The organism is Novosphingobium sp. FG90 (assembly GCF_057808725.1).
The window spans coordinates 51,646-75,585 of record NZ_JBMDIO010000015.1 but is presented as its reverse complement, the minus strand read 5'-3'; the positions used below and the strand labels follow the sequence as shown (position 1 = coordinate 75,585).

Genomic DNA, 23,940 nt, shown 5'->3' with positions numbered 1-23,940 from the left:
GCTGCGCATGATCGACGGCGCCGCGCCGGACGAGCTTTCCCATCGGCTGACGGCTTTCATGCCCCGGATCCGACGACGCCTTCTGGCCTACGAACCGCGCCTGCCGACCACCGACGCGGTCGCGCCTTACTTGCGCCAGATCGACCAGGCGCGCATGTACTCGAACCAGGGGCCGCTGGTCAGGTCGCTGCAGAAGCGCCTGCAAACGTCCTTCGGTCTGATCGACGGCAGCATCATCACCACCAGTTCCGGCACGGCGGCGCTCATCGCCGCGATCATGGCCCATGCGGGCACCGCGACCCCGGATCGCCCGTATGCCGTATGCCCCGCCTATACGTTCGTGGCCACCGCCGCAGCGGCGAGCCAGTGCGGCTACCAGCCCTACCTCGCCGACATCTGCGAAGAAAGCTGGACGCTTGACCCGGACCAGCTGGCAAGCCACCCCCTGATCGAGCGGTTCGGAGTAATCATCCCCGTCACCGCATATGGCCGGCCCATCGACGTAGAGCGCTGGGCGCGGTTCCAGCGGGAGACCGGCGTGAAGGTGGTGATCGACGCCGCCGCCGCGATCGAGGCAGTCGCCGACGGTGCGATGACCTGCGACGCGCGCGTTCCCCTTGCCCTCAGCTTCCATGCCACCAAGGCCTTCGGTTGCGGCGAGGGTGGCTGCGTCGTGTGGCCGGATCCGGCGCTTGCCGCCAGGGCATCGCAGGCGACCAACTTCGGCTTCATGGGGTCGCGCAACAGCCAGACTGCCAGCCTGAACGGCAAGATGAGCGAGTATCACGCCGCCGTCGCCCTTGCCGAGCTGGACGGATGGGCGGCCAAGCGCGCCGACTTCAGCCGCGCCGCGCGCGCCTATCGGGCCGCTTTCGTGCAAAGCGGTCTGACCGCCGACACCTTGCTCACCGCGCCGCACGTCGCATCCAACTACGTGGTCCATCGGTGCGCCGATGCCTCGACGGCGGAAGCCCTGCAGTCCGCGTTGGACCTTGCCGGCATCGAGACGCGGTTCTGGTACGGACGCGGCCTGCACTGGCACGACCACCTGGCCGACGTACCGCGCGACGAACTGCCCGTCACCGACCGGCTTTCCGGCTCGCTTCTCGGCCTGCCGATGGGATCGGGACTGGCGGGAGCGGAGATCGCACGGGTGGTCGCGGTAATCGCGGCACAATGGCACCGCCTTGCGGTTATGGACGAGGTTCCATCCGCTGCTCTCGCGTCGGTCCCGGCTACCGCCTAGGGCCGCTTCAGGGCGCGCCCGGGACTGAAACGGCGACGGAGCCGCCAGGCCCCGTCGCCGCCACCGTGACCCCACCCCCCGAGGTCCGGTTCGCAAGACAATCCGCGCCAAGTGCGGCAACGCAAACCAGCGCCGCCTGATCCTGCCAGCACTGGCGCCGGGCCATCGCCTGCCCGGCCGTGATGGCGCGGTCGCGCCAGACCGAGTCCGCCAGCACGGTGCGCACGCCGCGCAGCATGGAATCCACCGAAAGCGGATCGCAATAGATCACTTCCCGCCCGCAGCGCTCCCACATCGAGGGGATGTTAGAGACCACCACCGGGCAGCCGAAATGCGCGGCCTCGACGGGCGGAAGCGGACAGGCCTCGTAAAGCGAGGGGAACAGCAGGAAGCGCGCCTCGCGGTAGATGCGTGCGAGACTGGCCGCATCGTTGACTTGCCCGAGAAAGTGGATCCGGTCGGCGACGTCGCCCGGCACATCGCATCGGGGCTGGCGCAGGACCCTGCCGGTCGCGCCGACGAAGACGAAGTGCAGGCCGTCCTCCCGCGCGAGGCGGATCGCCGCCTCGAGCGTGCGCGCGAAGTTCTTCCGATGCGACAGGGAGCCCACGTAGAGGCCGTAACCGGGCGGCGGCAGCCCCTCGACCTCACCGGTCGAGGCGGCGATGTCAGTGCTCCAGCCGCCATTGGGGGCAACGCTGATGCGCGACGCGGCGGCCGGAGCCAGCCGCGCCAGGCGCTCGCGCTCCGTCTCCGATACGGTTACGATCGCCCGCGCGGCGCGCATCAGCAGCGGCAGCATCATCCGGTGCCCGATCCGGTAAGTCAGCTTGTAGGCTCCAGGATGGTCGAGGAACGAGACGTCGTGGACCATCACCACCACCTCGGCGTCATGCCCCGTCAGCGACCGTGCGGGCGCACTGTTGCCAAGGCACAGGAGCGTCCCGCCGCGCGCATGGCCGGGCAGGTCGAACTGCTCCCACAGCACGCCGCCGAACCTGCCGACCGTCTCGACCTTGATGTGGTCCAGCGAAAGGCGCTGCACCCACGGCCCCGGCGGCACCAGCAGCGTGACGTCCGCATCGATGGCCCCGCGCCCGAGCAGCCGGTCCAGCGCCACGGTGATCTCGCGCGCCGCGCGCTGCACGCCGGTCGCCTGCTGGACAAGGAAGCGGCCGTTGATGAAAAGGCGAGGCACCGGCCGTCCCTCGCGTCTTGGCGCGGCGTGGGACGCGCCGATGCGCGGATTTGCGTCGATCGATGCCTGTGTCGCCACGACATGCCCCCATGTTGCCGCCTTGTGTCTAGCCTCGATAAATCGCGCATCCCGGCGACCGCTCCAACTGCACCATTAGGATTACTCCCATTTCGCGGGCGGAAGCGGAAAGAAAATGCTCCGATTAGAATGGTCGATGACAAACCTTGCGATTAATCCAAATGACAAATCCGCTATCCCATTGGATTAATCACCATGTCCATTTGCACCGCCGCCGGAACTGGAGAGACTGACGCGAATAAATTCACTCCGCTGAAGCTCAGGTACTTCGACAAGGACGCGGTCATCGTGGAAACATTTCGGTCCGAGCCGCATCGTCATCTGCCTTCTCCTCCATCGCATGTCACCGTTCCCGCATGACCAGGCTTGAAACGCAGGTCCGTGCCGAGGACGTCGCCGGACAGCATTTCGATACGGTGGTGATCGGATCGGGCTTCGGATCGGGCTTCTTCCTCCATGAAGCGCTCCGGCATCGCCGTGCGGGCAAGATACTGGTGCTCGAATGGGGGGAAATCCGCAGTCATGCCGATCAGTGGGAGGACGGACGGCAGAGCCGCATCGAACCGGGTTCGACGTTCGCCAACGAAGGCGATCACCCGTGGAACTTCACGATCGGCTTTGGCGGGGGCACCAACTGCTGGTTCGCGCAGACCCCGCGCTTTCATCCGACCGACTTTCGCCTGCACAGCCTTTACGGAACCGGCCGTGACTGGCCGTTCGACTATGCGGAACTGGAGCCGTTCTACTGCGAGGCGGAGGACATCATGGCGATCTCGGGAGACGAGGCGATGGCGCGGGTACTGCCGCGATCGCGCCCCTTCCCCCAGCCACCGCACCACCCCTCCACCCCGGATGCGCGGCTGAAGCACGCCCGGCCCGACCTGCACTTCGTCATGCCCACCGCCCGCGCCCGCGTGGCGACCGCGACGCGGCCGTCCTGCTGCGCCAACCATCGCTGCTCGCTGTGCCCCGTCGATGCGAAGTTCACGGCCAACAACGGGTTGATGGACGTGTTCCAGCACGCTTCCGTCAGCGTCTGCCCCGGCGCCGAGGTCACCCGTCTGGAGGCGACGGGAGGCATCGTGCGTTCGGTGCGATTCCGCTCTGCCGGGCGCGAATTCACCGTGCATGGCGACCTTTTCGTGCTAGGCGCCAACGCCATCCATTCGCCCGCGATCCTGCTGCGCTCCGGGATCGATCGAGGACCGGTCGGCAAGGGCCTGCACGAAGCCTACGGCATCGAGGTGGAAGCCATGCTCGACGGGATCGACAACTTCGACGGCAGCACGATCACCACCGGGCTCGACTACGGCGCTTACGACGGCCCGTTCCGCAAGAGTTCCGGCGCGGTGCTGCTCTATTTCGAGAACCGCTGGAAGTTCGGCTTCCGGACCGAGCCCGGGCGCTGGCGCCAGACCTTGCCGATCGTCATCGTCGCGGAGGAGCTGCCGGACGACCGGAACGCTGTCGTGGTCGGCCCGGACGGACGGGCCGGGGTCGTCGGCGGCAAGCCCGGCGCCTATGCCCTCGCCGGTGTCGAGCGGGCGTTCAAGCAACTGCCGGACATCCTTTCCGGCATACCGGTGGAACGCATCGAGCGTCGCTCGGTGCGGCCGACCGAAAGCCATTTGCAGGGTAGCCTGCGCATGGGCGGCGATCCGCGCGATTCCGTGGTCGATGGCGGGCAGGTCCATCATGACCTGCGCAACCTCGTCGTCGTCGGGTCCAGCGTGTTTCCGACCTGCTCGGCCAGCAACCCCAGCCTGACCGTCGCCGCCATGTCGATCCGCGCCGCCCGGCAGGTGCTGGCATGACCGGGATCAGCCGCCGCACCGCGCTGGTCGGGATCGGCGTTGCCGGCATCAGCATCACGGGCGGGCTGGCCGGGTTCGTGGCAGGCAGCGACAGTGCGGACGCCATGCGCGCGATCCTGCATCGCCTTGCCGGTCCCTTCACCATGAGCGACACCGACTTCGCCCTCTTCGTCAAGGATTTCAGCGCCCGCAACGGGCATCTCGGCCATATGGAGGCGGGCGCGCTGCGCCTGCTGGAAACAGTCGGCGGCGCCCGGCGCCTGGCGCTCCAGCAGCCGGGCATCGGTGAGCGCTTCGATACCTTCGACCGCAAGCTGCTGACCGAATTCGTCCTTGCCACCGGGCACGACGGCTCCGCCGACCCCGGGCATCTGGAATACCACGGCCTGTTCGCCAACAACCCGTGCAGCAACCCTTTCGCGCAACTGGGCTGAACGGCCTAGCCCCAAAGGGTTAGCGGCAGGCGCAGGGCGACCAGAAATGATGACGCCTTCATAGAAATGGCTTCGGACAATCGATGACCCGATACATCGGAGAGGGCGAAGGCGGCGCGTCCGGGAAATTTCGGATTCATCAACCGGACCGAAGGGGTCGATATGCACGATGCTTCAAAGACCGACAGCGTCAGGGCCGACAGTGTCAGGGATTGCCTCGATCGTATCGCTCGCGACAGCGCGGACATCGACTACCGCGACTTCGCCCCCGTATCGCGCCAACTCGCCGCGATCTATGGCCGATTGGCGGAACGCGGCCTTCCGGCCAATACGGTGGCGGTGGCGATGCTGGGCGCTACGGTCAACTTCTACGAATGCTTCGGATTGACCGCCGAATTGCCCGGACAATTGCGCGCGCTGGCCGACCTGATGGAGTACGGAAGACCGCTATCCTGATCCCCGGCCTGATCCCCGACCTGATCTTTCCGCAGCCATTTTCGGACCGCCTACCCCTTCGGTAGCCCCCCATTCGCACCTCTTCGCCAAAGCGGCGCGATTCCATACCCTTGGCCTTGTTGCAGTGCAGTTGCGGTCGTCCGATCCAGCGGCACGGGAGGCAGTCTGTCCGCAACCGGAAACAGGATCGTCCATGGAAGCCGCCGACCGACTGATGCTCGACGATCCATGCGGGGAGCCGTGCAAGCGGCTGCTTCCGGCAAATGCGCAAGACACTCACGATCAGCAGCCAGTTCAGCCGGAGCCAGCCATCGACCATCCTGCCGATGACACCCGCGCCACTACCAGAGTGGCCATCCTCAATGTCAAATACAGCCCGAACCTGGGCGACGGGATCATCGCGGAGTGCCTCGAAGGCGAACTGCGCCGCGCCGGCCTGCACCTAGAGCCGGCTTCCATCGACCTTGCCGGGCGCACGAGTTTCAGCGCCGCGCATGGACGGCGCCGGGCCACAGTCCTGTCGATCATCGAAAGGCTTCCCGCCCGCCTGCGCGCGGTGCTGGTTCCCGCGCTGCTCCTGCTGCTGGTACGCCATCGTTTCGCGCCGCGCTGGGCGAAGCAACTGGCTACCAGCGACAGCGTGGTCATCGGCGGCGGAGCGCTGTTCCAGGACGTCGACCAGAACTTTCCGGTCAAGATCGCCGAAGCCCTCAAGCTCGCCAACGCGCGCCGCTTGCCGGTTGCGATCGCCAGCGTCGGGGTTTCCGCCGAGTGGTCCGAGGCCGGACGCGCGCGCCTGGGCGAGCAGTTGCGGGCCGCACGCCTGCTGCACGTATCGGTACGGGACGAGCGCTCGTTGATAAACTGGTCCGCCACGATGGGTTGCGAAGGCCTTGGCCCGGCCGCGATCGCGCCCGATCCCGGCCTGCTCAGCGCCCGGCACTACGGCGCGCCGCGCATGGACGGCCCGCCGCGCGTCGGCCTTTGCGTGACCGCGCCGATCGCGCTGCGGCTCCACCACGAAGGGGCACACGACGACGGCCAGTTGGAGGCATGGATGCGCGCCGTCGCCCGCCAGCTGACGGCGCTGCGGCGAGAGGTCGTGCTGTTCACCAACGGCAGCCCCGAGGACCGCCTGTTCCGCGACCGCCTGAAGACCAGGATCGGGCGCGAGCCGGGCATCTCCTTCGCCCCCGACTTCGCGCAGCCGCGCGAGCTGGCCCATGCCCTCTCCGGGTTCGACTGCGTGCTGGCCCATCGCCTTCATGCCTGCATCGTGGCCTATTCCTATCGGGTGCCGACGATCGGCTTTGCATGGGACTGCAAGCTGCGCAGCTTCTTCGAACTGACCGGCCGCGGCGCCTTCGTCATCGACCCGCGCGAAACGAGCCCGATGCACGTTGCCGACCTCGCGGTGACGGCCATCGAGCAGGGCGTCGAGGAGAAGGTCCATACCGGCCTGCTGCAAGGTGCGACCACGGCCATACACACCCTCGCTGGACGACTTGCGGGTGCAGCCGGAAAGGCGTCGGCCCGATGATCGATCGCATCGTGATCATCAACGACCTTTCCAACGCCAAAGGCGGCGCTTCCCAGCTTGCCCTCGAGGCGGCCGCGCAATTCGCACGGCGCGGGCAGTTGGTGACCCTCCTGTGCGGATCGACCGGCAATCGCGACCTCGAAGCCGAGGGCATCGAAGTCGTGGCGCTGGGCCATGGGCGGCTGCTGGAAGGCAGCCGGGCCAAGGCGATGGTGCACGGGCTCTACAACCGCCCGGCGGCGGCGATGGTCGCCGACTGGATCGCCCGGCACGACACCGCGCGCACCGTCTACCACGTCCATGGCTGGTCGCAGATTCTCTCACCCGCGCTGTTCTCTGCGCTGAGGCCGGTGCGCGAGCGCGTGCTGGTTCACGCGCACGACTTCTTCTTCACATGCCCCAACGGCGCGATGTTCCATTTCGGACGCGATGCGCCCTGCGCCGCCACGCCGATGAGCGCGGCCTGCCTCACCTCTGCCTGCGACCGCAGGGGCACCGTATCGAAGGCATGGCGCAGCGCCCGCCAAGGCATCCAGAACCGTGTGCTGGGAGCGACGCCACCGCCACTGCTGCTGATCCACGGCGGCATGGCCCCGTACTTCGCCCGCTCCGGGCTGAGCGACGGCGACATGGCGGTAGTGCCCAATCCCGTGGTCCCCTGGATTCCCGAGCGCATCCCCGCCGAGGAGAACCGCAGCGTCCTGTTCGTCGGCCGCATGGAGGCTACCAAGGGCATCGACCTCGCGGCCGAAGCCTGCCGCCGCGCCGGAGTACGCCTGACCGCGATCGGTGACGGCGAGATGCTGGCCGACTTGCGGCATCGTTATCCGGAAATGGCCTGGGTCGGACGCCGCAAGCCTTCCGAGGTCGGCCAGTTCGCGCGGCACGCCCGCGTCGCCGTCATGCCCAGCCGCCACATCGAACCGTTCGGCCTCGCCGCCGTGGAGGCGTTGTGGAGCGGCCTGCCCGTCATCACATCGCGCGATGCGCTGATCGCACCGGACATCGTCGCTGCAGGCGCGGGCCTGTCCGTAGATCCGCGCGACGTCTCCGCTTTCGCCGCCGCGCTTTCCGTCATCTTCGCCGACGATGCGCGCGCCCGGGAGATGAGCGAGAACGCCCACCGCCAAACCCGCTCCCTTGCGATGCCGCCCGAGGCGTGGATCGACGCCCTGCTCGATGGCTACACCGGGCTTCTCGACGGCGGCCGGGCCGGGCTCCTCGCGGCGATCCGGCGCAGTGTCGGCGACGCGCCCGAGGTTCCCTCGACCGCCGTAGTCCTGCCATTCCGCAATCACCGCGCCGCCAGGGCGGGAGTCTAGACTCATGCGCATCCACGTCGTCTTCGCCACCGTCGGTCGCGCTCCACTGCTGGCCCGCACCGTGGACCGCCTTGCCGGGCAGACCCGCCTGCCCGACGGCATCCTCGTATCGGCCACCGGCCCGGACGACGTCGCGGGCGTCGAGAACGCACGCATGCCCGCCCGCGTGATCTTCGGAAGCAAGGGCCTCTGCCGCCAGCGCAACGCAGCCTTGCGCGACCTTGCAGGCAGGACCGACGTGATAGTGTTCCTCGACGACGATTTCGTCGTCCACAACGACTACCTCGCGGTGATCGAGCAGACCTTCGCCGATCAGGCCATCGTCGGCGCGACAGGCGACCTGCTGGCCGACGGCATCCACGGCGAGGAAATCCCCTTCGACGCCGCCGCATTGAGGCTGGACGGCCATGCCCTGCCCGCCTTCACTCCCCTCCGGCCGCGACAGGCGCTCTACGGCTGCAACATGGCGGTGCGGACATCCGCCATCGAAGGGCTGTGGTTCGACGAGGCGCTGCCGCTCTACGGCTGGCAGGAGGACATCGACTTCACGCACCAGCTCGGCAAGCGCGGCAGGCTGGTGTCCGGCGACCGGCTGACCGGCATCCATCTGGGCACCCGCAGCGCCCGGTCGCCGGGCAAGCGGCTGGGCTATTCGCAAGTCGCCAACCTCGTCCACTTGTGGCGCAAGGGTACGATGCAGCCCAACCTCGGCCAGCGGCTGCTGATGCAGAACCTCGCGTCGAACGCGCTGCGCAGCTTCTATCCCGAACCGCACATCGACCGGCGCGGGCGCCTGCTGGGCAACCTCATCGCGCTTCGCGACCTCGTGACCGGCCGCATCGACCCGCGCCGCGTGGAGACGATGTGACCATGCCGCGCCCCATCTACTTCAACGGCAAATTCTACTCCGGCGGGCTGAACGGCGTCCACCGCGTCGCCGACCGGCTGATCCGCGAGTGCGACCGCATGCTGGCGCTGATCCCCCTTGAGCACCGGCCGCGCGCCTATCTGATGACGGCGACAAAAGCCGACTGGGTGCCGCCACTACAAGCTATAGAGCGACGTGACTACGCCCGAACCGACCAGTTCTGGGAGCAGGTCATCCTGCCGCTGGCGAGCCGCGACGGGGTGCTGGTGAACCTCGCCAACCTCGCGCCCATCGCCCACCGCAACAAGATCACGATGATCCATGACGTGCAGTTCCTGTTCTCCGACTGCGGCTATCCGGCCCGCCAGCGGATCGGCTACCGCTGGCTGACGCCGCTGCTGGGGCGATCGAGCAAGGCGACGCTGACCGTCTCGGAATTCTCCCGCCGCCTGCTGCACCAGCATGCCATCGCCGATCAGGGGCGCACGCGCGTCATCGCCAACGGGGCGGACCACATCCTCGACGCGGCCGAGGACAACGGCCTGCGCGAACGCCTTGGCCTGATACCGGGGAGCTACGCCGTCCTGTTCGGCAGCCCCAAGGCCTACAAGAACAACGCAGTCGTCTTCGACGCCTTTTCCTCAGGCGCTGCCGCCCCGACCCGGCTGGTGGTCGTCGGCCCGCAGCGCGAAGCGCTCGCCGCATCGGGCCTCCGTCCACCCGAGGACACGATCTTTGCCGGACGTCCTGATGACGGCGAACTCAAGAGTCTTCTCGGCGGCGCGGTGGCGATCCTGTTTCCCTCGCGTACCGAAGGCTTCGGGCTCCCCCCGCTCGAAGCGATGCTGTGCGACTGCCCCGTCGTCGCCAGCCCGGCCGGAGCCATCCCCGAGGCCTGCGGGGACGCCGCGATCTACGCCGGAACCGACCGGCCGGAGGAGTGGACCGACGCCATCGCGCGCCTGCGCGACGACCCGGCCTTGCGCAGCTTCAAGATCGCGCAAGGCCGCCGCCGCGCCGCGCGCTTCACCTGGAGAGCGGCGGGCTCGGGCCTGATGGACGTTATCGAACAGGTTTCAGGAGGACAGCCGCGATGAAGCAGATGAGCCCGACCATCGACGTGGTGATCCCGACCTACAACCGCCGCGACCTGCTGCCCGAGGCCATCGCCAGCATCAAGGCCCAGACCCTGCCCGTCGCGCGGATTTTCATCGTCGATGACGGGTCTACCGACGGCACGATCGAATGGGTCCGCACGCTGGCGCAGGACGATCCGGCCATCGAACTGGTCGAGATGCAGCACGGAGGCGCCAATGTCGCGCGCAATGCGGGAATCGCACGGGCGCGGTCGGAATGGGTCGCCTTCCTCGATTCCGATGACGCCTGGGAACCGGAAAAGCTGGAGCGCCAGTTCGCGCTTCTGGAGGAGCGGCCCGATCTGGTCGGCCTGTTCTGCGGCTTTCGCCTCGTCGGCATCAAGGTGGAGAAGATCCACCGGCCGCGCGACAACCCCTCGCTGCTCGACTTGCGCTGCGCCAATGGCCTTGGCAGCACGTCTGGCGCGGTGATCCGGCGATCGGCGCTGCAGGAGGCAACCGGGTTCAATCCGGAGCTGCCGAGTTGCCAGGACTGGGACTTGTGGTTCCGTTTGCGCCGTATCGGACCCATGGGGGTTGCGCGCCTGCCGCTGGTGCGGTTCAACTGTGGTCCGCACGAACGGATCACGACCAACATGAACAAGGTGCTGTCCGGCCACCGCGCCATCTTCGCCAACCTCCTTGCCGACGTCGAGCGTGCGGGCGAACGGGCGCGCATCCGCTCGCAGCACAAGCTGGTGGAGGCCGACATCAAGCGCCGCTTCGGCAGCAACGGCGCGGCGCTGTGGCTGATCCTGCGCTCCTTCCTGCAGGCTCCGAACAAGCGCGCTCTCGCGGTCGGCTGGCGTACCGTGCGCGGCATCTGGGACGATATGCGCGTGCACTCACCGGCACCCAAGCAGACCACCGGCGCCGCATGAGCAAGGTAGGCGTAGCGCGCGGCGCGGCAGCCCTCGGGGCGACGCGGATCGCCACCAACCTAGCCAATCTCGGCGCGCTGGTCGTGCTGGCACGGCTGCTCACGCCGCAGGACTTCGGCCTCGTCGCCATCTGCACGACGGTGCTGGGCGTGCTGGTCGCGCTGACCGAGCTTTCAGTCGGATCGGCCCTGATCCAGCGCGACGAGGTGACGCCCGCGCATATCGACAGCGCGTGGACCATGTCGCTGGTTCGCGCCGTGCTCATCGCCGGAGGTTTCGCGCTGGCGTCCGAGCCGCTGGCCCGTCTCTACGGCGACGACCGGCTGGCGCCGCTGTTCGTCCTGTCCGGGATCACCGGGGCACTGGCCGGGCTGACCAACCCGCTGGTTTCGTTGCGCATGCGCGCGATGAGTTTTCGGCCGATGATCCTGCTGCAGATCGTGCAGAAGCTGTCGGCTCTGGCGATCTCGGTCGCACTGGCGCTGTGGCTGCGCAACTACTGGGCAATCGTGGTCGGCTCGGCGATCGGCGGCGCGCTGGGCACGGTGATGAGCTATATCGTCGTACCCTACCGCCCGCGTTTCACCCTGTCGCGTTCGCGCGACCTGCTGGGCTTTTCAAGCTGGCTGTTTCTCGGCCAGGTTATGAACGTGGTGAACTGGCGCTTCGACCAGCTGGTGATCGGCCTGTTCCTGCCGACCGCGCAGCTCGGCGCCTATTCGATGGCCGACAACGTCTCCGCCATCCCGAGTCGGGAGGCAACGACGCCGCTGGTCCAGACGCTGTTCCCCAGTTTTGCCCGCATGCAGGGCGACCGCGCCCGATTGCGCACCGCCTACCAGACCGCGCAAGGCGCGATCGGTATCGTTGCGCTGCCGATCGCGGTCGGCTTCATGCTGCTGGCGGACCCGGTGGTGCGGGTGGCGCTGGGGCAGAAGTGGCTGATCACGGTGCCGCTGATACAGGTGATCGGCTTCAGCTACGCTCTGCAGACGCTGGTGACCGGATCACGCCCGCTGGCCATGGCCGACGGCGCCACCCGCACGCTGTTCGTGCGCGATGTCTGGGGACTGGCGCTGCGCGTCCCTTGCGTGACGGTGGGGCTGATGGGCTGGGGCCTGATGGGGCTGGTCTGGGGACGCCTGCTGAGTTCGGTGCTGGGCCTGTTCATCACTTCCGCGCTCGTCACGAAGTTGACGGGGCTGTCGATCCTCGACCAGATGAAGGCGCATCGGCGTACCGTCCTGGCCGTGGTCGTGATGGCGGCGGCGGTACTGGCGGCCGATCACGAACTGCTGCAGGTCGGCGCCGTGCCCATCGCACGCATCGCCGTCCTCGCTCCGCTGGGGGCACTGGCCTATCTTGGCACGCTCCACCTGCTGTGGATCGGCAGCGGACGAAGCGCGGGCGCGGAGGCCGAACTGCTCGGCCTCGCGCGCACCGCCCTCGCCCGCTTCAGGAAGGGGCGGACAGCCCCGGCAATAACCGGGGCCTGATCCTCACGCGCCTACCGCAGCGCGGATCGCCGCCACCGCCGGGCGCGGTGTCAGGTCGTTGTTGAACAGGCCGAAATTGGTGATCTCGGTCGTACCCTTCCAGCAGAACAGCTCGTAGATGCTGATCGTGTGGACGTAGGACTGCGCCATCGCCGTCTTGACGTCGGAGGCCAGCAACGTCGCCTGCTGGGCGATCGTGACCGGCGGCGAGGTGGTGTTGCTGGCGCTGCCTCCGGTGGTGCGGCCCCACTCGGTTATGATGCCCTGGGTGGCCTTGCTCTCGACCACCTTCTGCCTGAAGCCGGCCACGCGCGCGGCGACGTCGGAGGGCGGGGTCGGGTAGATGTGGGAGTTGGCCAAGTCGGTGTATGGCGCCTGCTGTGCCTGCATGAAGTCGTTGCTGGCGACCAGCGGGATCGAGCGCAACACCGGGTCCACCTTGATGGCGGCATGGAAGTCCTTGATGAACGCCATCAGCGCCGGTGCATTACCGGTGCGGAACCCCATGCGCTTGTCGGTCACGCCGTTGTAAGTGACCGGGTTGAGATCCGGCTCGTTGGGAAACTCGATGGCGAAGATCGAATTGGGCACGGTCGCCACAAACGCCTTCATGTCGGCGATGCTCTTGCGGATGTCGCGCACCGAAAGCGTGAAGCAGAACCGCACGCCCGCCCTTGCAAGGCCCACGTAAGTCGCCCAGCCTGCGGTTCCGCTGTAGGGCTCGCGGCAGCGCATCTTGCGCACGCCGCCCAGCTTGTCTAATGCGGGCAATATGTTAGCCAGCTTGTAGGGCGATTGGGTATCCTGCGGACGACCCTGCACCATCAGTCGGCTGATGGAGGGGGTAGCGCCCCGTGCGATGGAAGGCAGGAGAGGTGCGGTCGCAAGCGCGCCGATGAGGTGACGTCGAGACAGGGCAAATTCGTATTCGGACATTATTGTCGTGGCTCCAGATGGCAAATCCGGATCGGCCGCCTATCGGATCGCTCTTTACGGGTCACCACGCTGGATAGCGCCAAAGAGACGCGCAGCCCCGGGCTTGCGCCGGTCCGCGCACAGGCGGGGAACCTGACGATTTCTTAACCTTAAAGCTGGGTCTGGAGCAGCCTTTGGATGGCCGCCCGATCAGGCGACAGGCATTGTCGCACGTCCGGACGCGACACGGCAGAGCAGTCCCACAGCGCGAGGTCGCGATGGCTCGCGGCGTTGCGGATAAAAACGAAGACCGGGAAATCGCGCTGCGCCGGCGACCTCAGGCGGTTGGCCTCCAGCATCGCCGGAGAAGGCCAGGCGACAACACGGCAATTGGCCTTGCCCGCACAGCGTGAGAGCGCATCCATTGCCCATCGCCCCGCAGGCACCCCCGGATCGACGGCGAGCAGTATGGCGTCTCCCTGAACATCGCCGGATCCCGGCACGGCAACCCCGGGATGTGCCGCCACCAGCGCGGGCGCGGGACCGGCTGACGATGCAACGAGCGCGCTACCGGCGCCGTCCTGCTGCGATCCCATGAGTTCGCCGAGCCGCTCGATCACGGGCTCGGGCGCGTTGGGGCGGACAAGATGCCCTCCGGCGAACCGGTAGAATACGTGGGCACCGACCTGCGCAACCTTGGTGAGGCTCGGTGCCCAGTACGGATAGACGTAATCCGCGTGGTAGTGCGTGGCGTCGCCCACCGCCGGGTCGACCGCTCCGGACAGCGCCGCTGCCGCCAGTACCCGCGCTCGCCGCCATGCTTCGGGCGCGGGCCGCCGCGTCATCGCGCCGTCGCAAGTGAAGGTGAACTGGCAGCCGGTCGCAAGTTCGGAGCCCTGGAACACCACGCCGCACACGCTCGCCGGATAGACCGCGTGGCGCACGCGGTTGAGCACCACCTGCATCACCGCGCGTTCGCCGGCGGCATCATCACCCGCCTCATACCAGCCCGCTGCGGCGAGGCAGGTCAGCGCGCGCGCATGGTTCTCTTCTCCGCCCGCGAAGGCGAAGGGCTGGGCAAGCCCAGGAAGCGCATCGAAGCGCCGCCCTTTATTGAGCAGGTGCGCTTCTTCAGGCGAACCGGCGGTGTCGGCCGCCGGTGCAGAGGAACCGAACGGGGGCTTGACGGTGAGACTGCGCGGCGAGGCCGGTACATGCACGGCAGTCACCGAAAGCGGTACGCGCACGGCTGCCGGCAAGGCGAAGGAGCACAAGCCGATGGCGGCGATGATCGCCGCCATCGCGCGTATCGCCCGGACTACCGGGAATCGTGCGGGGCCGAACGGCCGCGCCGATGTCGAGGCAGCGGGATACTGCACTTTACCGTGATGCCGTCCTGCCGCTTCGGCGGGAAGTGCCATGGCGGACGAGCGACGGCGCAACGGGAGTAGCCCTTTCGGATATCAATCGAGATTGAGCGCGGCCCTGCGCCCCAGCTCCTGCCGGACCTGCGCGCGCGCCGCACCGTCGAACGCCAGCGCCGCCGCCACCTTGGCCCCGGCCTTGCAAGCCTCCTCCCGGCCGATCAGCGGGATCGCGAAGTCGTCGGCCACGACGCGGACCTTGGCCGTACCGTCCTCGATCGCGAGCGCGGGCGCATCGGCGAGGATCGCGAAGATCAGCGAATGCAGGCGATTCGTCACCACTAGGGCGGCCTCGCGGTAGAGTTCCGTCAGGGCGGCCAGTTCGAAGCTGTCGAAGACATGGGGCTGGCGCCCCTGCCAGCGGCTGACGAGGCGGGCGGCGGAGGCCTTGTCCATCGATTCGCGCGGGTCGTGGCAGGCGATGGCCACGCGCGCGCCGGGCAATGCCGCCTGCGCCGCGTCGAGAACCGCATCAAGCGCGGTGCCGTCGAGCGAGCGGCGCTCGCTGCCATCGTCGCAGGGCGCGACGACGATCCAGCGTCCTGTGGTTCGTCGGTGGTCAAATGCCTGAGCGGGAGAAGCACCGGTCGGAAGGAACACCATGTCGGCATGCACCGCCACTGCCTTGCCCGGCAACAATTCGCCCAGGTTGCGCGCCGAGGCCGCATCGCGCACGTTCACCACGGCGCAGCGCCGCAGCACCACGCGCCACAGGAACCGCCGTGAGCGCGAGCGGATCGCGCTCACCCCAAGTCCCCGCGTGACCACCTGCCCCCCGCCGACCCGCGCGCTCACGGCCGCCAAGGCGAGGCCGCACATCGACGCGATGGAGACATTGTCCCGCACGATCTGGCCACCGCCGATCACGAGCTGTGCCCCGAAGGCCCGCCGCGCGAAGTGGAGCAGCCGCTTGCCAGGGGCCAGTTCGCCTCCCGCCTCCGCGACCTGTCTGACCACCGCTGCGGGAAGCGGCGCCCAGTACCGCACCAATCCGCCCTCCCCGTGCGAGACCGCAAGGTTCTGCAGCACCAGCTTGAGGTCGCCCAGGTTGTGCAGGTCGCCCGGCACGAAGACCTGCCGACGCTGCGGATGACCGGGCGTCACGGCCTCATCGCTACCCGCGTCGATCACCTGCTGATGCTTCACCGCTACCCCGCCCGCAGCACGCGCGAGACCATCCGGCCGACCCGCGCCCGAAGGCGGCGCGGCGCCAGTGTCTGTCGGATTGCCTGCGGGTTGATCATCCCGGGCACAAGCATCTGCGGGTCCTGCAGGCTGAGCACGGGCTTGCCGGAAAGCCGCGCAATGTCGCGCGCCTGAGGCAATTCGCTCTCCACGAACAAGTCGCAGGCCGCTTCGCGGTAGACCCCGGCCTTGAAGCTGCCGTGCGCGCCGAGGCGACGGCGGGTGGCCGCATCGGGGAGGTCGAGCATCCGCAGCTCACGGTAGCGGATGCCATGGCGATCGAGCCAGTCCTCGGTGGGCGCGCGGTATTTTTCCAGACGGCTGGTTACCAGCATCGCGATCTCGCGGCGCGGGCGGTGGAGCGGCACGGCGCTGGCGAGAAAGTTGAGGTAGCGGGCGCCGTCATCGTTTTCGCGCTCGGTCGGGTCGATGCAGAGCACGCCGTCGATGTCGAAGCACGAGCGCGAGACGATCGGGTGATGCAGCACGTTCCACTCGAAGACGCGCGGTTCGGGGACAGTCTCGAACACGAAGTCGGCACCGCCGGACTTGCTGGGCAGCCCGTAGACCGCCGCGAACGTGATGCGGCAATCGAGGTGCGCCAGCTTCGCGCGTGCCTCCTGCATGGAGGCGCCGGTGCGGCAGCTGTCATCGATGACGAGGACGTGGGCGAACCGGGAAGCGGTGCCTTCCTCCCGCCGGGTGTGGCCGGAAGAGAGCAGCCGCCCTTGCGCGAAACCGTCGATGTCCGCCAGCGGCAGGTTACGCGCGAGGGCCACCATCGAGGCGGGCAGCATCCCGCTGCGGGGCACGCCCACGACCAGATCAATGTCATGCGGCAGACGCGCCAGACCTCGCCAGACGTCACGGTAGAGGTCGTTGATCGAACGGAAATGCATCAGGCGGACCCTCTGGAAGACCCTGCAGTTACAACGGCTTGCGGCGGCGACCCGGAGAGCTTGCGGCTGACGAGGATCGCAAGGTCGGGCTTCCTCACCACATGCGGAATCATCCGCCTCAGGCCGAGCGCGGCGCCTGCGAAGATCGCGAAGCTGGTGCCCGGGTGGCTGTTGGGAGAGGACACCGCCGCCGGGATCAGAATGATCGGCGCCGTCACCGCGCAGGCGCGCATCACCGCGATCATCGCCTCGTGCCCGGTTTCGGCTACGGTCGCGCCGAGCGGCCGGACCACGTTGATGAGATACCACGCGAAAGTGCCGATGCCGATGACGCCCATGGTACCCAGGATCGCCATGAACAGGCTCGACGAGCGAAAGCTGCCCGGCCCGATGCCAAGACCGCCCGAGGCGGTGAAGGCGGTCACCCCCTGCATGGCCCAGAACAGGCGCTGCTGGCCGGACACGCTGGCGCCCTTGTCCACCGTCATATGGATGACCATCTGTCCGATTTTCGCTGCCATTCCAGGTACTAAGGCGATTGCCACCGCCACCATGAACACCAGCGCGACGAGCGCAAAGCCCGCCTGACGAAGCCGGGTCGGCTGCGCGCCCGCCGGGAACAGCGCGGCGCGTGCCGTGAAGAATGCGGCGTAGCTGGCGAGGCCGACGTAGGCGGTGCTGGAGGTGCTGAGGAACAGGACGCCGCCCAATAGCAGGGCCGCCGTGCCGGTGTGGCGCGCCCAGACCGAGCGATACCAGCACTCGGCGTTGAACACGAACCAGCCGAGCGCGAAGGCGGCCCAGCCCGAGGCTTCGGGGAACAAGCCATCCACCCGGTTAAACCCTTGATATGACTGGTCAAGCTGCGCGTAAGTGCCGTTGCGGAACAGCGCGAAGACGTCCTGCACCCAGGTGCCCTTGGTCTGCGAGGCGATGAGGCCGGTCACCGCGTGGACCCAGCCGATGACGACGCCGCCCTTGACCAGAGCCTCGATTCCGCCCGCCGTGCGCACCGCCACATAGGCACTCAACGTGACCATAAGGGCACCCAAGAGGTACACACAGGCCGTGATGTTCTGCGAAGTGGCCTGCAGCGGCACCGTATCGAACAGGCTGCGCGCATTGTCGAAGCGCATCGGCGCGACGTCGATCTGCCCGGCGAAGATACGCGGCGCGACCAGCGCGGCGACCATGCCGTAGAGCGTGAAAAGCACCAGCGGAAAGTTGTCCTTCACCCCGTCTCGCCACAACTCGAAGTAGCCGCCGCTCGGCATCATGATCCGCAGATAGACGAAGACCAGCGCGAACTGGATCGGCGGGATCGAACTGTTGCCCAGCGCCGGGACCGTCAGCGCCGCCGCGCCGCCGAACAGACCCGAAGCCATCAGGAACAGCAGCATCGCGGGCATCGAGCGGAACAGCAGCACGAAGCCGATCACAAGTTGCACCAAGCCGACGAAAGTGAAGCTCATGACAGTTGCCCCACCGCCGTAAGAATCTTGCGATCGAAGTGCTCGGGCGCGAAGCGATTGGACTGCGCCACCGCGACGCTCGGGTCGAATTCGGGGAGCCAGCGCTCGAACCGCTCGATCCCGTCGACCAGCGAGTCTGCCGTCTGGCGCTCGAAGAACAGGCCGGTCTCGCCGGGCACCACGCTGTCGAGCACGCCGCCGCGCCCGTAGGCCAGCACCGGGCGGCCCGAGGCCATCGCCTCCACCGGGACGATGCCGAAGTCCTCCTCAGCGGTGAACACGAGGCCCCGCGCCCGCGCATAGGCCTGCCGCAATTCGTTGAAGCCCAGCCGCGTGACGAAGCGGATGTTCGGCCCGGCGATGCGCTTGAGCTTCGCGAGCATCCCGCCGTCACCCACCATGAGCAGCGGCAGCCCGGTGCGGTTGAACGCCTCCACCGCAAGGTCGGGCCGCTTGTAGGGCACCATCTGGCCGACCCACAGATAGTGGTCGTCCACGTCGAGGCTGGGGGTGAAGATGCGCGTATCGACCGGCGGGTGGATCACCTCGGCCTCGCGCCGCCAGAACTTGCGCACGCGCTCGCGGATGAAGCTGCTGTTGGCCGCGATCGTGTCCACCCGCGCGCTGGAGGACATGTCCCACTGGCGCATCCGGTGATAGATCAGCGGCATCGCCGCGCGGGCGATCGGGTTCGCGTCCTTGCGGTAGAGGTGGTAGTGATCCCACAGATACCGCATCGGCGAGTGGCAATAGCACAAGTGCTGCGCGTGCGGGCTGGTGATCACCCCCTTGGCCGGCCCGCTCTCGCTGCTGATCACAAGGTCGTAGCCGGTCAGGTCGAGATGCTCCAATGCCATCGGCATAAGCGGCAGGTAATACTGGTAGAACCGGCGAGAGAACGGCAGCCCGTTAATCCAGGTCGTCGTCACATTGGCTTTGCGGATGCTTTCCGACATCCGGCTCTCGTCGTAGACGTGGGTGAACACGTCCGCACCGGGGAACAGGCCGAGCAGCCGCTCCAGCACCCGCTCCCCGCCGCGCATCGACACCAGCCAGTAATGGACGATGGCGACGCGCGGGGCGCTGAACCGGCCGTGCCTTCCGGCGACCGGGGGTTCGGCCAGGCTCAGTGTCATGCGTAGTACGCCTTGTATTCGCGGTAGAAATACGCAGGGTCGGAGTAGCCGAAGAGGCGCTTCCTGCGCATGTCCATGCGGTTGATCGTCACGCCGACAACGTTGACCGTCTCACGCGGAAGCATGGCGAGGGCAGAGCGTGCCGCGCCCTTCATCGTCTTGCGCCAGCGCACCACCAGCACCGTCGCATCGGCCATGCCCGCCAGCGTGCGGCCTGCCGCGATCGGTAGCACCGGCGGCAGGTCCATCACGACATAGTCGAAGCAGGCGCGCAGTTCCTGCAGCAGCCGGGTGAATGTCTCGCCCGTCAGCAGCGTGTCATGCGCAAGGTCGGAAGGCTTGACCGGCAGGACGCAGAGCCCCGATTCCCCGGTCACCAGCGCATCGGCCAGCGACACCTTACCCTCTAGCACTTCGATCAGACCGGGATGCTCGGGCGAGAGGCGCAGCAGCTTGCTGACGCCGCGCCCGCGCAAGTCGCAGTCGACGAGGATCGCGCCGCGCCCGCTGACCGCCAGCGTCTGCGCGAGGCAGGAGGCCACCGTCGTCTTGCCCTCCTTGGGCAGCGCCGATGTCACCGCGATGATCTGCGCCGGGCCATAGATCGCCTGTTCGATCGAGGTGCGCAGCGAGCGGAACGATTCGGCGAAGGCCGAGCGCGGCTCCTGCGTGATCGCGGGCACCTCGCGCCGCGACTTGCGGCTGACCGAGGCGAGCAGCGGGATCGCGCCAAGGTAGCGGCTGCCCAGCCCTTGCTCGACTTCGTCCGACGTCGTCACGCCGCGGAACAGCGCCTCGGCAACGTAGGCGGCGGCAAGCCCGGCGCCAAGGCCGATCACCAGCGCCAGCAGCATGTTCATGGGAATGTTGGGCGAACTTGGCAGCAGCGGCACTTCGGCCAGCGAGAGCACGCGGGCGTTCGGCCGCTGGGTGCCGTCCTGCGCGATCAGCTGGCGGTAGCTGTTGAGGTACGTCTCGTACATCGCCTGCGAGGACTGCGCGTTGCGCTCCAGTTCGTCGAGGCCGACCATCGCCGCATTGTTGCGCGCAAGGTTGCCGCGCGCCGCACCGAGGCTGGAGCTGAGCGAGGCAAGGCGCTGGTCCGCGACGTCGCGCTGCGCCTGCAGGTTGGACATGATGCGGGTGATCTCGTTCTTGATGTCGCTGCGCACTTCGGCAAGTTCGCTCTGGCTGCGCAGCAGTTGCGGGTGGTTGGGGCCGTAGCGCGCCTGCATGTTGGCGACCTCGCCGCCGATCTGCGATTCCCGCGCGCGCAGCGAGCCGATCACGCCCGAACCGAGCGCCTCGCCCACGTCGTCGCCCGCCGAGCCCGAGCGCAGCTGCGACTGCGCCGTCGCCAGCCGGGCCTGGCTTTCCGCCGCCTCGGCGCGGGCCTTGGTGACTTCCTGGTTGTAGCTGGAAATCTCCTGCTCGGTCAGGGAAGCGCCCGAAGTGCTGAGCAGGCCATTGGCGATGCGGTAGCGCTGCAGCCGCTCGGTGTCGGCATGGGCCTGCTGGCGCAACTGCTCGAGCCGGGGCGCGACCAGCTTGGCGGTCTCGGTATTGCTCTCGTGCGCGGCCTTCACCTCGATCTGGGTGAACTGCTGCACGTACATGTTGGCGACTTTCGCCGCCTCCTGCCCGTCCGGCGCCTTGAAGGCGACCTTGAGCGCGTAGCTCTCGCCGCTGCGCACGGCCGAGACGTTGTTCTGGTACGTGGTCACGATCTCGGCCTGCTGGGCCTCGCTCTTGCCGTCGAGCACACCGAGCGCCGAGGCGACGCGCTGCGCCAGATCGCGTGATTTCAGCGTCTCGACTTGCGTATCGACGTAGGAACTGTTCGGCGAAGGCCCGGCCTGCCGCCCCGCGCTGGCAGCGGCATCCGGCGTATCGGTCGGCGCCAGCAGGCTGACCACCGCCTCGGCCGTGTAGGTGATCGGCATCGAGAACGTCACCGCCGCGCCCACCGCCAGTGCCGTCGCCGTGACCAGCGCGATGAGGCCGGAGCGACGCCGGAAGAACGCCATCGACCCGCCAAGGTCGACCCGCGCCGACGGCAGCATGAGCGATTGCCCTGGCGCCAGCGCGAGATCGCGCGGATCGGGACCGGCACTGATAATCTGGTGTGCACTGTTCATTGTCTGCTCCTGCCCTTCCCGGCCGCTGGAGATGGTGTGGCGCCTCAGATCGCGATCCGGGCTCCCAGTCGGACGGCCGCCCCGTCGTATTCTCTTGGATTGATGCCTGACCCGCGCTGCCGCCGCGCGCTCACGCCGACGAAGGCGGCAATGCGGGTGGAGATCGTGCGGGTCACGGTAGCCTCGCCGAAGACGCGCGATTCGCGGCGGTCGAAGCCTTCGTATTCGTTGCGCAGGAACCCGGCCTCCAGCCCCACCAGCGTCCGGCTGCCGAGCGCGATGGAGGCGTTGCCGACCAGCGTGGACTGCAGGACGGCGGAGCCCAGCATCAGCGGGCTGCGCTCCACCGTGCGCTCGCCCTTCAGTTCGAAGCGGGTGCGCGCGGTGGGCGTCCAGCTGACGCTGACGTGGTAGTCCATAGCGCTGATATCCGGGCGCGCCGGATCGCGGGTGTCCTGCTTGACGTAGCCCAGCGCCGCTTCCGCCGTCACCAGGTCCGTGATCCGGTAGCTGACGCCGCCGACCACGGAGAAGCCCTTGGAATTGCGGCCGGTGCCGATGTCGTAGGCCAGCCGGTTGCCGGTCGCCCTGACGAACAGGCCGAAAGTGTCGGAGCGGCGATAATCGACCCGGAAGGTCACGGCATCGCGCCGGACGTCGCGGAAGGACTGGTCGACCGGGAGCCCGTTCTGGCGCGCGTCGTTATAGTCCAGCTTGCGCGAACTGGCGCCGATCTGCCACTCGATGATACCGCCGCCGCGCGACAGGCGCAGGCCGCCGCCGTACTCGTTGTAGGATACCGGGCGGTCGGTGAAGAACTGGTCGCCGAACGTGCCGCGCCGCTCGATCCTGCGCGCGACACCGAAATCGCCGTCGAGCACGAAGCGATCCGCGAAGTCCAGTCGCCCGCCGCCCGAGAGCGACCACTGGTTGCTGTTCTCGGCGCTGGTGTCGAGGTAGCGGCGGCCCTCGGCGGCGGCGTCGAAGTGGAGCGCGTGGCGGGAAAAGTCGCTCTGCAGCCGCACGCTGGGGCGCACCACGGCGACGCCGTCGTCGATCTTGCTGCGCTGGTTGTAGATGTTGGTGTCGTAGCGCAGGTCGAAGTTGACCCGGGGCAGCACCTTCATCGCGCCGAGGCGGATGCCTTCGGGGTCGGTCTGCTCGACCACCGATTCGGGCACTTCGACCGGATAGTCCTGCGCCTTCGCGGTTCCCGACAGGAATGCGGGCACGAACGATCCGGTAAGCCAGAGCGCAACGGTGCGTCGGAAGCGCTTTCGTCCCGGAATGCGCCCCGGCACGGCCGACATGAATGCCAGCCGCATCAACACGATCCTCGCCCGGACGCGACGGCAGGGATGGTGGCCGCCAGTATCCGGGCGTCGTAGGCCAGCGTGCGCGCCCGGGTGTACCGGATGTCGGCGGCGATGCGGCGCCGGTAAGTGACGCTGCTGCGTCCCGATACCTGCCAGAGCCCCGTAAGTCCCGGACGTACAGCCAGGTAATGATGGATGTACCGCCCGTAGCGCGGCATCTCGTCGACGACGATCGGCCGCGGCCCGACGATGCTCATCTCTCCGCGCAGCACATTGAACAGCTGCGGCAGTTCGTCGAGGCTGGTGACGCGGATGATCCGGCCTACGCGGGTCACGCGCGGATCATTGGGCAGCTTGCGATCGCGCTCCCACTGCGCCCGCAGATGCGGATTCTCGCGCAGGATACCGTCCAGGCTGCGCTCGGCGTCGACCTGCATCGAGCGGAACTTGAAGCACGGGAACCCACGCCCGTTGCGGCCGACCCGGCGCTGGGAGAAGATCACCGGCCCCGGCTGATCGACCCAGATCGCGATGGCGACGATGATGAACAGCGGCAGGAAAGCGATGATCGCCAGCGTGGCGATGGCGATGTCGAACGGCCGGGCCAGTACGTGATCGGGCTGCGCCAGCAGGTCCCAGCAATCCCACCGCGACCGCGCACCCGCCACGATCGGAGCGAGGTGCGGTGCGTCTTCCCGCAGGGCGTCGCCGGACGAATATGCATCCGAGAAGGATTCCTGCGTCCGAGCCTGCGTCCCGGGCGAATTCCCGTCCATGGAAATACCTCTCTGCGTCGCGATAACCGAATGACCAGGGCTCTTTTCGTTTGCGAACAAGAAGAACTGGTCGGCGCTGGGCAGAGTGACGGCATCGATGCCCCGCAGGCAAACGGTCATAAGACGTAAACCCACCTACCCCTTTTGGACTATCGACCCGGAACTTACTGATTTTTCTTCACAACCTAAGAGGTATGGAACCGCGACGGT

The 23,940-nt window shown here is 67.7% G+C and carries 20 protein-coding genes; 10 read left to right on the top strand and 10 right to left on the bottom strand.

Translation table 11 applies throughout. The features are described from left to right. Positions 1 to 7: 7 nt before the first annotated feature. Positions 8 to 1,246 carry a DegT/DnrJ/EryC1/StrS family aminotransferase gene (locus ACODRZ_RS14665; protein ID WP_488971579.1) on the top strand — a complete coding sequence of 413 codons (1,239 nt, stop codon included), beginning with the start codon at positions 8 to 10 and terminating at the stop codon, positions 1,244 to 1,246. Positions 1,247 to 1,253: 7 nt separating this feature from the next. On the opposite strand, the gene ACODRZ_RS14660 is transcribed toward ACODRZ_RS14665, so the two are convergent. Continuing rightward, positions 1,254 to 2,444, bottom strand: coding sequence for a glycosyltransferase family 4 protein (locus tag ACODRZ_RS14660; protein ID WP_488971578.1), 1,191 nt, complete (start codon positions 2,442 to 2,444; stop codon positions 1,254 to 1,256). 434 nt (positions 2,445 to 2,878) lie between these two features. Between ACODRZ_RS14660 and ACODRZ_RS14655 the strand changes: the two genes are divergently transcribed. The 9 genes from ACODRZ_RS14655 to ACODRZ_RS14615 all read left to right on the top strand — a co-directional run bounded on the left by ACODRZ_RS14655 (position 2,879) and on the right by ACODRZ_RS14615 (position 12,469). Continuing rightward, entirely contained in the window at positions 2,879 to 4,336 is a 1,458-nt protein-coding gene (locus tag ACODRZ_RS14655; protein WP_488971577.1) for a GMC oxidoreductase, read from the top strand. Further along, positions 4,333 to 4,770: a hypothetical protein gene (locus tag ACODRZ_RS14650; RefSeq protein WP_488971576.1), complete on the top strand. Its 438-nt coding sequence runs from the start codon at positions 4,333 to 4,335 to the stop codon at positions 4,768 to 4,770. The genes ACODRZ_RS14655 and ACODRZ_RS14650 overlap by 4 nt, the downstream gene beginning before the upstream one ends. A gap of 162 nt (positions 4,771 to 4,932) precedes the next feature. After that, entirely contained in the window at positions 4,933 to 5,226 is a 294-nt protein-coding gene (locus tag ACODRZ_RS14645; RefSeq protein WP_488971575.1) for a hypothetical protein, read from the top strand. Between the two features lie 193 nt (positions 5,227 to 5,419). Continuing rightward, positions 5,420 to 6,766, top strand: a complete 1,347-nt coding sequence (locus tag ACODRZ_RS14640) for a polysaccharide pyruvyl transferase family protein (protein ID WP_488971574.1) — start codon at positions 5,420 to 5,422, stop codon at positions 6,764 to 6,766. Continuing rightward, positions 6,763 to 8,088 carry a glycosyltransferase family 4 protein gene (locus ACODRZ_RS14635; protein WP_488971573.1) on the top strand — a complete coding sequence of 442 codons (1,326 nt, stop codon included), beginning with the start codon at positions 6,763 to 6,765 and terminating at the stop codon, positions 8,086 to 8,088. The genes ACODRZ_RS14640 and ACODRZ_RS14635 overlap by 4 nt, the downstream gene beginning before the upstream one ends. Before the next feature lie 4 nt (positions 8,089 to 8,092). After that, complete coding sequence (locus ACODRZ_RS14630; RefSeq protein WP_488971572.1) at positions 8,093 to 8,956, top strand: glycosyltransferase family 2 protein; 864 nt, start codon at positions 8,093 to 8,095, stop codon at positions 8,954 to 8,956. Positions 8,957 to 8,958: 2 nt separating this feature from the next. After that, on the top strand, positions 8,959 to 10,053 hold the full coding sequence (locus ACODRZ_RS14625) for a glycosyltransferase family 4 protein (RefSeq protein ID WP_488971571.1): 1,095 nt from the start codon (positions 8,959 to 8,961) through the stop codon (positions 10,051 to 10,053). Beyond that, complete coding sequence (locus tag ACODRZ_RS14620) at positions 10,050 to 10,973, top strand: glycosyltransferase family 2 protein (RefSeq protein ID WP_488971570.1); 924 nt, start codon at positions 10,050 to 10,052, stop codon at positions 10,971 to 10,973. The genes ACODRZ_RS14625 and ACODRZ_RS14620 overlap by 4 nt, the downstream gene beginning before the upstream one ends. After that, positions 10,970 to 12,469 carry a lipopolysaccharide biosynthesis protein gene (locus ACODRZ_RS14615; RefSeq protein WP_488971569.1) on the top strand — a complete coding sequence of 500 codons (1,500 nt, stop codon included), beginning with the start codon at positions 10,970 to 10,972 and terminating at the stop codon, positions 12,467 to 12,469. The genes ACODRZ_RS14620 and ACODRZ_RS14615 overlap by 4 nt, the downstream gene beginning before the upstream one ends. A gap of 3 nt (positions 12,470 to 12,472) precedes the next feature. Here ACODRZ_RS14615 and ACODRZ_RS14610 read toward each other — a convergent pair whose 3' ends face one another. The 9 genes from ACODRZ_RS14610 to ACODRZ_RS14570 all read right to left on the bottom strand — a co-directional run bounded on the left by ACODRZ_RS14610 (position 12,473) and on the right by ACODRZ_RS14570 (position 23,730). Beyond that, positions 12,473 to 13,405 carry a calcium-binding protein gene (locus tag ACODRZ_RS14610; protein WP_488971568.1) on the bottom strand — a complete coding sequence of 311 codons (933 nt, stop codon included), beginning with the start codon at positions 13,403 to 13,405 and terminating at the stop codon, positions 12,473 to 12,475. A gap of 149 nt (positions 13,406 to 13,554) precedes the next feature. After that, entirely contained in the window at positions 13,555 to 14,805 is a 1,251-nt protein-coding gene (locus ACODRZ_RS14605; RefSeq protein WP_488971567.1) for a cell wall hydrolase, read from the bottom strand. 42 nt (positions 14,806 to 14,847) lie between these two features. After that, on the bottom strand, positions 14,848 to 15,954 hold the full coding sequence (locus ACODRZ_RS14600) for a polysaccharide pyruvyl transferase family protein (RefSeq protein ID WP_488971566.1): 1,107 nt from the start codon (positions 15,952 to 15,954) through the stop codon (positions 14,848 to 14,850). Positions 15,955 to 15,956: 2 nt separating this feature from the next. Then, positions 15,957 to 16,892, bottom strand: a complete 936-nt coding sequence (locus ACODRZ_RS14595; protein WP_488971565.1) for a phosphoribosyltransferase family protein — start codon at positions 16,890 to 16,892, stop codon at positions 15,957 to 15,959. Then, positions 16,892 to 18,364: a glycoside hydrolase gene (locus ACODRZ_RS14590; protein WP_488971564.1), complete on the bottom strand. Its 1,473-nt coding sequence runs from the start codon at positions 18,362 to 18,364 to the stop codon at positions 16,892 to 16,894. Before ACODRZ_RS14590 ends, ACODRZ_RS14595 begins: the two co-directional genes overlap by 1 nt. Further along, on the bottom strand, positions 18,361 to 19,500 hold the full coding sequence (locus tag ACODRZ_RS14585; protein WP_488971563.1) for a glycosyltransferase: 1,140 nt from the start codon (positions 19,498 to 19,500) through the stop codon (positions 18,361 to 18,363). Before ACODRZ_RS14585 ends, ACODRZ_RS14590 begins: the two co-directional genes overlap by 4 nt. Then, positions 19,497 to 21,638: a GumC family protein gene (locus ACODRZ_RS14580; RefSeq protein ID WP_488971562.1), complete on the bottom strand. Its 2,142-nt coding sequence runs from the start codon at positions 21,636 to 21,638 to the stop codon at positions 19,497 to 19,499. Before ACODRZ_RS14580 ends, ACODRZ_RS14585 begins: the two co-directional genes overlap by 4 nt. 44 nt (positions 21,639 to 21,682) lie before the next feature. Next, positions 21,683 to 22,963 carry an outer membrane beta-barrel protein gene (locus ACODRZ_RS14575; protein WP_488971561.1) on the bottom strand — a complete coding sequence of 427 codons (1,281 nt, stop codon included), beginning with the start codon at positions 22,961 to 22,963 and terminating at the stop codon, positions 21,683 to 21,685. Beyond that, on the bottom strand, positions 22,963 to 23,730 hold the full coding sequence (locus tag ACODRZ_RS14570) for a sugar transferase (RefSeq protein ID WP_488971560.1): 768 nt from the start codon (positions 23,728 to 23,730) through the stop codon (positions 22,963 to 22,965). Before ACODRZ_RS14570 ends, ACODRZ_RS14575 begins: the two co-directional genes overlap by 1 nt. Between the last annotated feature and the right edge of the window lie 210 nt (positions 23,731 to 23,940).